Raw genomic sequence first — 11130 nt, forward strand, 5'->3', positions numbered from 1 at the left:
ACAAGTCAGTCAAATGAAAAGCCGGATATATGTCAGCAACCAATACCTCATCATTGTTTACCCTTGCAATCTGGGAGGTGTTCATATATGTCCCGTTATTTCAACTGTTATTTCCTCAGTCAAACGGTTGACGTCATTTTTATACGCTTGCTAGGCTTTCTTTAGCTCAGAACAAGATTGCCCATTTAATTGGCTTTCTATTAGGAAGTTAATTTTTTTCTTTAACCATAAGGGGCCAAAATCAGCAATGTCGTTATGCTTCGCTTTGAGGATTTTTACGATACACCCATTAAATTTTTCTTGCTCTTTATCTGTTAGTAAAACACCCCTATCAGCAGGAAAATCACTAGCTCTAATAGAAAATACTTGAATATTTTTATTTCTAGGTAACGGTACACGCCTATGATCTAACGTTATAATTTTTCGAATATAAGCTTTCTCTTCATTACCTAGCCACGCTGAAATATCACCGCCATTAGAGTGACCAATTAGCGTTAGGGCTTCAAAGTTGTATTTATTGAAACGCTCACTCATTGCGTTTTTTAAGAAGTCTAATGTTTGGGCTCCACGACTCCAGTTTTCACTTCGTGTTTCAAATAGATTACCCGAAACTGATAAAGCAGGGTCATTAGGCAACTCATGTCCTACAGCAATGACTAAATATCCTAATTGATTAAATTGATTTGAAATAAACGTATATTTTAAATGAGATATGCCATAGCCAGCACTCAGAAAAGCAACTGGACATTTTGTTTTAGTCGTACATTTTTCGATATCGCCTGGAAATGAGATTTCAATTGGAATGGCTCTATCTCTAGATTTATCGTAGATAGTTTCTGCATTTACACTGTTCATCCAACACGCAATAAAAATTACGATTCCTTGTAGATACTTCATGACTCTCCTAAAAGCCGAACACTTTTTTCAGTAATTAATAAGATCTTGCGAGTATTGCTGCAAACTCTTGTTATGTTATACAGTCAATTCTTTACTAAGTTGTTCAATTATTTTCCACGCACACTTATCAGCATTTTCAATACAACCATCATTAGAAGTTACTGCAATAACCGTATCAATATCCGGCAAGATAACCAACAGTGCATACCACAAATTATTTGAGCCGTTGTGCCATAACCCTGAGCCAGCAGTTAATCCTTTCGGAAGCTCATCAACCCAACCGCATGCATAATTATCCATAATTGGATTGTGTAGGCGCTGAAAAGATTTTCTTGTAAGTAGTGTCCCTTTCCCTTTTGCTCCTAGAAGATGCTCGTTTGCATACAACGCCAGGTCCTCTAGGGATAAATGTATCGAACCTGCAGGCCCTATGATTGGTGAGTTATCATCTTGAGTGCCTGCAGCAAACTTAATACCGAATAAATTGTGATGCCCCTGAGGTTGGCTGAGTTTTTTTTCTTTATCTTGAGGCGGACCAAAACCACCACTATGTATTTTTAGCGGAGTAAAAACCTCCTGTCTGATGAGGGACTCCCACGATACACCAGTCACCTTTTCTGCCATAGCTCCAGCAATTGTGTATCCGATATTCGAATACATGAAAGTAGTACCTGGAGCGTTTTTGGGTACCTTTCCCAATATCTTTAAAACGGCACGCTCCCTTGCATTAAACCTATCTATACCTTCAATAGGTTTTTTGAAAGAGTCAAAATATGAAAAGTTAGACGGAGCTCCAGAGGTATGTGTGAGTAGTTGCTCTAAAGTAACATTTTGCCACTCTACATGAATCAAGTTAATATCGGAATACACTTCCTTTACAGATGTACTCCAGCCTAACTTCCCCCTCTCGATCAAACGAGCGATCATCGTAGCCGTAAATGACTTTGTAACAGAACCAATATGCCACTGATCTTTTTCAGACAAAGAAACTTTACTTCCTTTTTTACGCTCACCGCTTACAGAAGGGCCAATTATCTCTCCACTTTTAATAATTACCGCACCAAGACCAATTAACTCAGAGGATTCCCTTTGGACGTTAACTAGTCTAGTCAATAATAGTTCCATATCTTGCAAGTTTTTCATTACACATACCGTTTGAACGAAACGGCGGCTGCTAAGCTGCCGTCTAATTTAAGTGACTTGTTAGCAGTTCAGTTCTGTAATATGCCACATTTCGCCAGATGGCCCCCACATATAAATAACTTTACCCCAACGCTCTTCTTTAATGGGCTCATACTTTATGTTTAAGCTTTCAACATTCTCGATAGATCTAAGTGTGTCTTCGATGTTCGGGACTGACAGTTGAAACATGAAATTATTTTCTTGATTAGCATTATCGCTTGGGTATAGAAAAAACGTACATGTATCATTGCTTATCATTGTCAATTCACTTGTGGAGTCATTGCTTTTGAAGCCCAATGCCTCGTAAAATGACTTAGATAGGGTCAAATTCTTGACTGGAATAAATGGACGAATATCTCTTGTCTTCATGGTTGACTCCTTACAAACAGCTAACGCTTTGCTCAAAATTCTGCATGTTTTTTGTGCTGATATTTTGCTGTAACTTGTTAACTTTAACGATCATAACTCTAATACCATTGGGTAATAGGTAATTCCATTTTTCTGTTGACGAACATCAGTTAGTCGAAAACCAAACGACTTGTATACGGGAATCGCTACAGTTGACGATTTCACCCAATATCCACTCTTATTTCCCATTTTAAAACAATGCTCTTTGGCGGCTAGCCATAATTCCCTAGATATCCCCATATTTCTAAAAGAAGGATCTACAAAAAGTTGATCGAGTTTCTCATGCTCATGCATCGTTATTATGCCTACAATCCTGTCATCTTTGATGAAACACAAGGTCAAATAATTATCATCAAGAATTCTACTCTTTATTGCTGGCAGTTCATTCGGTTTATAAAATAGCTTTACACCTTCTTCATCAAAATCAGGGTTACTTTCAGGTTCTACTGCTCGCACAATTAAAGAGCGGATCTCTGTTACATCTTGAACATGTGCTTTTCGAATATTCATAAATGACTTATTAAGTTAACGCCCAGCTAAAACGCGCGCTTTTCAGCGTCACTTTTGAGTGGTTTGTTATGTCTTTCTTTATTGCTGGTTATCTCTGTCTTTTTGCCCAGAAAATCTTGAAAAAGGTTGCTATGTGCGCTGTATGAAAGAGAGTCGTCTCTTTCCATATATCCCGCAATCCAATCGAGTAGCATTGGCAGATTGTCATCTTGTGCTTCTTTGGATTCGTATTTATGAGGTTCCCATGGCCTGTTCCTCGCATTTTCCTGGCAGAGTTGGGTTGATAGATTCATAAAAATCGCTTCGTTTGCGAACGGCTTCACCAACTCGAGTAAATCCGCGTAGCAGCCCTCCACAACCCACTCATTACTTTTGCTAATGAAAGTCTGAATCTGTTCATGCGCCTGCTCTATCGGTTGCCGTTTGGGCGGATCCGACGGAAGCCAGGCCAGGATATCTAAATCGAGGTGGGCTAATCCTTCATCTCGAAGTTCTTTTGCCAATGTAGACTTTCCTGAACCCGAGTTCCCAAAAACAATTATTTTTCTCACAGATTCTCCGTTCTCGATTTAGACATAACGACTCAATAACCGGAAGCGTTGTGGCGAAGTTAATTGACTTGTTAAATGTATGACCACACCGCACCTATTATAAGCAGAACAATTATTACTACCTGAATTTTGTTGGCTTTACTTTGCTCAGTTTTAGCTTCAGGTGTATCAGTTACCCCTTCTTTATAATCAAAGCCACCTTTATCAAGCTCATCATTGAATATGATGAGACCATTAACTAAAACAGCGATCATTACAAGTAACGTTGCCGTTAGCCAGTTAAACCCCGTGAAGTACTGGATGCCAAAACCAATTAGGAGGCATACAGAAATCATTATTGCTGTTGGCTTTAGGTCAATGCTATTCACCTGCTGGTACATTTAACGCCGCTATAAACCGCGCGACGCTAGTAGCGTCGCGCGACCGAAGGGAGCGAATTTAATGGCCTTGTTATATCGCATGAGCTTCTAAAAAGTAAGCTTTATGAACAAAATCCCATTCCGGCTCTTTTTCCAGATACTTGGCGAGAAATTCAACATTGCACTCTTTTATTGGATAGCAATCAAACATTGGGCTTTCACTGTTTGGTTCACCGAACTCTATTTGGAATTCCTTTAGCTCAAAAGACCCAAGGTCATACTCGGCAATTAACTCATCCGTCTCTTCTGAAAACTCAGAGATGTATCTCCTAACTTTAAACTCCATATCGATCATGTTGTTGCCATATAACGTCTGGTTTCCTCTTGCGAGTGATTTCAGTCGCGAGCGATAAACCCATAGGAATATTGGGGCGGTAACTAAGAAACAGAACAACCACACCCTAAAACCAATCCAATAACTTCCATACTCCAGGCCTTTGATCACGCCGATAAAGAGGCAACCAAAGAAGGGAAGTGCCAAGGCATAAGCCAGTACTTGTATGAATTGCCGCCTGTACATTCTTGTTGCTTAGTTTTCAACAACTGATTGTATTCAGTAAATCACAATTAAATTCAAACATTTGTTTATATTTTACTGAGTTGTTTATTGTTTTCAGATACTCACCTAACTCTGTTAAGAAGTCAACGCTGTAACTCCTTAGCTTTGCTGCCTATAAACCCTGACTCACTTTTCAACCCCCTTCTAAATCAATAGCTTACAGATTCAAAGCGTCGTAAATACAAAAAAGCTAAGTTTATGTGTTTAGTCAGGAACAGAATAAGTACGCTGCAATATTCAAGTGCGGTAGCGCCCTTTAGAAAACGTTGAAAGAACTTGAACCTACACTTTAGTGAAAAGCTAGAGCGTTATCGAATGACAATTGTGTGATGTAAACTTTCCAGTTTAACTAATTATATTCCTGTACACTTCTTGATTATTACGCTCTTTACTTTTTATTTATTCGCTGTCTTCAGTTTGCTCCATCTCTTCTTTTTCAATTTTCTTTTCCAATAAATATTGCTGACCTTTTGTGAGTAGAATACCCAGCGATAACAAGCCAAATATAATTAACGATAAGGTCGGTAAAATAAAACAGGCGGCAAGCAATAACCAACCCGCGTGAATCAAATAACTGCCAACAATCTGCTCAACTTTTGGCTCGCTAATAATAACCGGCTGCCAGACAAAAAAGCCTTCCGCACCAAGCAACAGCAGGCTACCAATCATCCAGATGCCAAAGCCAAAGGCATTAAAACTCGCGATGCTCAACATTAAAATCGCCAGTATGCGAATAATACTCAGCACAATGGGATCGAGCTTAGTGGTTAATGCACTGTCTTTACTGATAAAAGCCATTAATGGATAGAGTAAAATAAAGCCGGCCGTTAGCGCTCCACCAAGCAGGGTAAGTAACCAATAGCCTGCTGCCATGGCCAATGACGAAATAAAAATACCTAATAAGCAAAGCAAAGCGCCCTGACTTTTAAGGAAATTTAAATTTTCAAGCTTAGGTAATAAACGAGAATAAGTTTTGCAGAGAACCGGTTTATCAAGGGTATTCAGGTCAATTTCATTCACCGTCTGCAAGGCTTGAAGTTGTTCCAGTGTTTCCAGATCTCGATTGTTTTCAATAACCACCCAGCTTTCATTTTTACTGGCAATCACCAAACCGCGCCCTGCTCGAGTTAATGCAGCCTGTATTCGGTTCCAGCTAAGCGGTCGATTTTGCGACACTTTTTCGATCAGTTTAAAAATAATCGCGCCACACTTATAAACACCAACATCATAACCGGTTGATGCGCGCGACTCTTGAGAACGCACCGCCGTTTGAGCCGACTCACTCGACGATTTACCGTTATTACCTACCAGACTGTAGTCAATTTTAAAAATGCTATTTTTATCAATTTGGGGGTGTTCTTTTCCGGTATACACAAAGGAAAGGACTTGATGACTGGTAACAGGATGCTTAACCATGGACTTGATCATACTTGCCGACATAATCCGGTTTACGGGCCAATATATAAAAGCCTCTTTCATATAGGGCTCGGCCACCATAATGCTTTTGCGGTTGCCAATACGCTCTGCGTCAACTTCAAGAAATGTTGGGTTGTAGCCATACTTCATGGCTGTGCGAGCAATACCTGCACGGGCGCTCGACTCTACTTCAAGTAAAACAAACACAGAGGTTACGCCAGCCTGGCTCATGGCCTCAAAATGCTGCTCGAGCAAAGGCCGTCCATTGACAGAAATCAGTAGTTTTTCACTGCCCGGTGTGATCAGCTGTTTTAAGTTTACAGTAGTGTCTAGTATACATTTCATGGTTCAATCTCCTGAGCACTGGAAGATACCACAGTGAATTATTCTATTTTGTGATTAAGTGCCAAGATTGTTTGTTCAACAGCAAACTTACTAATACTCAGGCTGTTGAATATACAACCTGAGATTAGCAACTGTCTTAGTGTGCAATCACAACATTGATGAGCTTTTCACGAAGTGAAGTTAACTCTTCAGATTTCATACCCCGTATCGCCGTGGCATAGCCGTAATATTCCGTGGCTCGATCGTAATTTCGATTATCGATAGCTTTATCCGCTAATGATTCGTAACGTTTATCCGGCTGCTGCAATAACTCATTTAGCTTATTACCAATATCAGTGGCGACAGCACTCGACAGCTTTTCCATAATCTCGATATCAGAAGGCAACTCGGGACGTTTAAACTCAAGTTTAAACTCACCAATGCTAACACCCTCATTACCTTCACCATCAAACGTCTGTTTTGAACGAGCTGATTCATTAATTAAAACCTGACCGGACTTTTGATCAATTAATCGATAGTTCACGGATAAAATTCCGGTCTTTCGAACATGAGTGGTACTAAAGGTCACATCTTCTTTTTTCTCGGTAATTAAAAACTCGGGTGGTGCAGGTTCTTTTGAATTATCGTCTTTCCATTCGGCATAAGCTGGATTTGGTTTTTTAATTGTTTCTGTGGTGACACGCATGGTCTTTTTGCTGTCACTGGACTCGGAATCAACTCCTGCCTGTAAAATATCCCCTTCAAGAGTTAACAGTCGTCCTGGTGATGACGTATCGGCTTCGGAAAGTTGTTTTGCTGAAACCAGTGCCACGTCACCGGTCATTTTATCAAACACCCAGCTGTACACCTGCTTTGCTACTGACTTACCGGCACTGTGATGGGTGCCCGTTTGTGAAAAATCCTGTACCAACATGGACGTAGCGGCGTACTCAACTATATTTTTTCTCGCCTGTTGAAGTGTTGTTTGAAGCTTTGGAAATTCAGGATTGAATTTATTTATAATTTCCAGATAAGCAATTTGTTCACCGTACTCGTTATTCGATTGTTTAACGGCGGCGAAATTAAGCAGTTTATTAAGATAATCTTGCTCAGCCTGATGTTGCGGTGGCTGTCCCATTATTGAGCGAATTTCTCGAGCTTTTAAAAAGTTTTTATAAGCGCCTTTTAATGCACCTTGCGATGAGTTTTGTAAAGCTCTATTAATAAAAAATTCATTTAACAATTGAATACTGCTGGCTAAGCTTGGTTTTACCTGCTCGAATAATGGTGACTTGGCAATTCGTCGTAACTCACTGAGAGCCAGCTCGGGCTTAGAATCTTCAAGTGCCTTTCGAAAAGATGTTTCGAAACCTTCCTGCTCAGAGATAGCCAGTTTTTCCATGGCTTCAACATTATCCGGATCAAGCCCTAGTACTTTTCTTAAAAAACTCGCCGCATGAGTGTATTTTCGATTGGATAATGCAGCATCTGCCTCGACCATCCAGTTGACAATGGTTTGTTCTTTTTCTGCGATGTAACTTTGATAATGCTGACTTTCTTTACCAGCAATGTTCGCCGCTATGCTCATGGCATTAATGCGTCTAACTTTATCGTCAACCGGCAATTTACTCACAGCCACCAACTGCTTGGATAATGCATCTTGAGCCATGGTTGACTCTGTCGTCAGTTTTTGTCGTGTTTCATTATACCTTGCCATGTCCCATTTTTTCATGGCTTCGGCTTTCTGCTTCAAAGAGTCAATTAATGATAGAGAAACAACCTGGGATGGCAGTCGATTGTCTTCCAATGTTTGATAAATATCACTTTGTAAATCTGCAGCTAACTGACGACCAATCTGATTCGATAATGTTTGCAACGAAGTTTTTGATGACCCACTGGCAACAGCCAGATCAGACTGCACTTTTTGATAAAGCTGAATCAAGGTGCCATTATTGCGTGCATCGGAAATCTGTTGCTGCGTTATAACCGGCTTTTTCGGGCCGCAGCCAGCCACTAACACAGATAATAAAATAGCACCTAATATATTTCGCTTGTTATGCGGCATAGTAAACCTCAATAAAGTTAGCAGTGGTTTTATTCTAGTTTTGATCCGTACCATCGTCTTCGGGCTTTTGTTCGGAGTCATCATCTTTAGCTTGTTTTGGTTTTTGAGCTTTCTGCTCAGGATCTGTCTTTTTAAGTTCTGTTTTTTCCGGCTCTGATTTTTTAGAGTCGGTCTTTTTAGAATTCGTGTTTTCAGAATCTTGCTTATTAGCATCATTGTTAACCGGCTCACTCTGTTCTGGCTTTTGGAGAACCGCTTGTCCTTGTTCAGTGTTGCCAGTTTCTTGAGCCGTTTTATCATCATTATTATCTGCAGTCATCGAATCAGTTTGTGTTGCAGTTTCTGCTGGCGATAATGATTTTGATGAAGGCGTATCACTGTTGGATTGTTCTGGCTGTAGCTCTATATCTAACTCTGAAATTTGCTGAGTAAACAGTGGAATATTGTCGCTGTCAGGAAAGTACTGTTTTAGTTTAGACAACCAGCTGTTTGCTGCAAGCTTGTCATTATTCTGTATGGCAGACTTTACCAAACCAGACAGTTTATCGTTAACCAGAGTAATGCCTTCTTTTGCTCTTTGGTTATCAGGATCAATGGCCAATACTTCTTTATATTTCGACAATGCATTATCGCTTTCGGGCTCAACAAGCCGATTTTCTGCGTAGGCACTGCGCGCTGAATTTAACTTGGAATTAAGCTTTAATTGAACCAATGGATCCGCCAGCATTTTTTGTCGTTCGGCTTCTTGCTGCTTTTTTTTCTGTTCGACGGCGGCAATTTTTCGCGCTTCATCCACCTGCTTTTTAATCAGCTTGTATTGATCTTTAAGTTCCGTCAGCTGTTCGCTTTTACCACTGATAGACTCGAGTTTATTAATGTTACTTAAAGCTAATTCCGGGTTTTTATTCAACAGCGCTTGCTGAGCCAACTTTGTGTACTTTTGCTCTATATTATTTAAACCCTGTAATGCCATTTCGTTTTGGCTATCGAGGGCTAGTACGGCGTTAAAATAATGATAAGCACTGGTTTGTTCTGGCGTGGTTAAACGATTTTCTTGCATCGCCTGTTCGGCCTGTTTTAACAAAGAATCAATGCGGGCTGCTTTTTCACTGACGGCAACCTGATTTTCCTGTTGCTGTTTAAACTGTGCGTATTGTTTTTGCAACGGTGCTAATACAGCATGTTCTGGTGCAGTTGCTTCAATCACCGAGACATACTGTTGATAACTGGCTTCATCATTGTTATTTAATGCATCCTTTGCATAATTGGCCGCTCTTTCAATGGCGTTTTGTTTGCCAGCAATGGCTTTTTGATTGGTTTCATCCAGTACCAACACACGAACATAATTCTGCAACAAGTTTCTTATTTGCGCCGGATCAAGATCGGTTAGAGGCTCCAGTGTATCGGCTTCAATTAATAACTGAGCAATTTGCTTTTGTTTCGCCTCTTCCTCTGCATCGGATATGGCGTTTTGTTGATCGTTCGATTGATTGGTTTGTGTTTCTGCAACAACATCTTTGCTGGTTTTATTACTATCGGCTTGTGTTGTTTCAGCCGATGACGGAGTGGATGGCTTTTGCGTTGAAGACGGTTGTGTTTGACCGGTTACCTGAAAGTACAGTTCTGTTGCTTTCGGCAACCATAATGCTTTTTGATAGTAGGCTGCGGCTGATGCAATCACCAAAACACCGATTACCCAGGGCCAACGGGAGGTTTTCTTCGATTCACGGCGGTTTTGATTTGAATATATTCGTTCATCAGCCACTATGTCATCGTCGTGATCAAAAATAGCGGTGTGATCATCGTCTCGACTGGCACGCATTTCGGCCGATGAGGTGTGTTGGGATTGTGTGATATCACCCGATAAAAAACGATCTATCTCACTGGCAAGTTTTTCACCATCATCAAATCGATCCTCCGCTTTTTTTGCCAACAGCCGATCCAGCAACCACTGATAATGTTTTTGCCGTGCCGATAATCTTGGAATAGGTTTAGTCACATGCTGCAAACAAACGGCAACCGAATCTTCACCATCAAAAGGAACTTTTTGAGTCAGCATTTCGTAAAGAATAATGCCGAGACTGTAAATATCCGATCGGCCGTCGAGTTTTCGACCGCGACACTGCTCAGGGCTCATATACTGGGGCGTGCCAATTAATTTGCCCTGCTGGGTCATTTGAGTCGAGGAGTTGGACGCTTTAGCGATACCAAAGTCTGTTAATACCGGCTCGCCGTCATCTCGAAACAAGATGTTTTCAGACTTTACGTCGCGGTGGATGTAACCTTTATCGTGAGCATAATGCAGCGCTTTGGCGACTTTCTGGATCACCACAAGAGCTTCTTTGGCTTTTATGCCTTGTGTAATGCGCGAGCGGAGGTCGGTTTCGGGCAAGTATTCCATCGCCAGGTAGTAAAACCCATCGTGCTCACCAACATCAAAAACGGTCACAATGCCCGGATGACGCAGTTTTGCGACAATTTTGGCTTCGCGGATAAACCGCTCACCAAAACTCGGATCCGCCGCCAACGCAGGCGACATAACCTTTAACGCAATTTCGCGCTCAAAGCCTTCCTGAATGGCCAGATAAACAGTAGCCTGGCCGCCAACACCTAATGTTTTTATTATTTTATAGCCAGGAATGCTAATTGCGCTCACTCACCAATACCCCAATACCCGAGTTATCATTATTTATACGGCTTAACGACCTATTATTCACTTCATAATAATAGATCTTGTTACAAAGTTATAGCAACTAATTGAATTATAAATGGTTTATAGCCGCAGAGATTTGATCAAAA

The 11130-nt window shown here is 40.8% G+C and carries 10 protein-coding genes; all 10 read right to left on the reverse strand.

The window, feature by feature from the left end:
- Positions 1–150 precede the first annotated feature (150 nt).
- Entirely contained in the window at positions 151–897 is a 747-nt protein-coding gene (locus C8D97_RS04085; protein ID WP_109762239.1) for an alpha/beta hydrolase, read from the reverse strand.
- A gap of 75 nt (positions 898–972) precedes the next feature.
- The gene (locus C8D97_RS04090; protein ID WP_109762241.1) at positions 973–2040 is read right to left on the reverse strand and encodes a serine hydrolase domain-containing protein; all 1068 of its coding nucleotides are present in this window, start codon (positions 2038–2040) and stop codon (positions 973–975) included.
- Positions 2041–2100: 60 nt separating this feature from the next.
- A complete protein-coding gene (locus C8D97_RS04095; RefSeq protein ID WP_109762243.1) occupies positions 2101–2448 on the reverse strand; it encodes a VOC family protein in 348 nt (115 codons plus the stop codon).
- 90 nt (positions 2449–2538) lie between these two features.
- Entirely contained in the window at positions 2539–2997 is a 459-nt protein-coding gene (locus C8D97_RS04100; RefSeq protein ID WP_109762245.1) for a GNAT family N-acetyltransferase, read from the reverse strand.
- 26 nt (positions 2998–3023) lie between these two features.
- A complete protein-coding gene (locus C8D97_RS04105) occupies positions 3024–3548 on the reverse strand; it encodes an AAA family ATPase (protein ID WP_109762247.1) in 525 nt (174 codons plus the stop codon).
- A 71-nt stretch (positions 3549–3619) separates the two neighbouring features.
- Positions 3620–3928 carry a hypothetical protein gene (locus C8D97_RS04110; protein ID WP_109762249.1) on the reverse strand — a complete coding sequence of 103 codons (309 nt, stop codon included), beginning with the start codon at positions 3926–3928 and terminating at the stop codon, positions 3620–3622.
- A gap of 70 nt (positions 3929–3998) precedes the next feature.
- Positions 3999–4487, reverse strand: a complete 489-nt coding sequence (locus C8D97_RS18415; protein ID WP_245411392.1) for a DUF7683 domain-containing protein — start codon at positions 4485–4487, stop codon at positions 3999–4001.
- A gap of 438 nt (positions 4488–4925) precedes the next feature.
- A complete protein-coding gene (locus C8D97_RS04120) occupies positions 4926–6287 on the reverse strand; it encodes a hypothetical protein (protein WP_109762251.1) in 1362 nt (453 codons plus the stop codon).
- A 136-nt stretch (positions 6288–6423) separates the two neighbouring features.
- Complete coding sequence (locus tag C8D97_RS04125; RefSeq protein WP_109762253.1) at positions 6424–8331, reverse strand: tetratricopeptide repeat protein; 1908 nt, start codon at positions 8329–8331, stop codon at positions 6424–6426.
- A gap of 34 nt (positions 8332–8365) precedes the next feature.
- The gene (locus tag C8D97_RS04130) at positions 8366–10987 is read right to left on the reverse strand and encodes a serine/threonine-protein kinase (RefSeq protein ID WP_109762255.1); all 2622 of its coding nucleotides are present in this window, start codon (positions 10985–10987) and stop codon (positions 8366–8368) included.
- Between the last annotated feature and the right edge of the window lie 143 nt (positions 10988–11130).

The organism is Pleionea mediterranea (genome assembly GCF_003148745.1).
Lineage (GTDB): Bacteria > Pseudomonadota > Gammaproteobacteria > Enterobacterales > Kangiellaceae > Pleionea > Pleionea mediterranea.

Coding starts and splice junctions, on each gene's coding strand:
- C8D97_RS04085 (WP_109762239.1), bottom strand. CDS start 897: ATGAAGTATCTACAAGGAATCGTAATTTTTATTGCGTGTTGGATGAAC.
- C8D97_RS04090 (WP_109762241.1), bottom strand. CDS start 2,040: ATGAAAAACTTGCAAGATATGGAACTATTATTGACTAGACTAGTTAAC.
- C8D97_RS04095 (WP_109762243.1), bottom strand. CDS start 2,448: ATGAAGACAAGAGATATTCGTCCATTTATTCCAGTCAAGAATTTGACC.
- C8D97_RS04100 (WP_109762245.1), bottom strand. CDS start 2,997: ATGAATATTCGAAAAGCACATGTTCAAGATGTAACAGAGATCCGCTCT.
- C8D97_RS04110 (WP_109762249.1), bottom strand. CDS start 3,928: ATGTACCAGCAGGTGAATAGCATTGACCTAAAGCCAACAGCAATAATG.
- C8D97_RS18415 (WP_245411392.1), bottom strand. CDS start 4,487: ATGTACAGGCGGCAATTCATACAAGTACTGGCTTATGCCTTGGCACTT.
- C8D97_RS04120 (WP_109762251.1), bottom strand. CDS start 6,287: ATGAAATGTATACTAGACACTACTGTAAACTTAAAACAGCTGATCACA.
- C8D97_RS04125 (WP_109762253.1), bottom strand. CDS start 8,331: ATGCCGCATAACAAGCGAAATATATTAGGTGCTATTTTATTATCTGTG.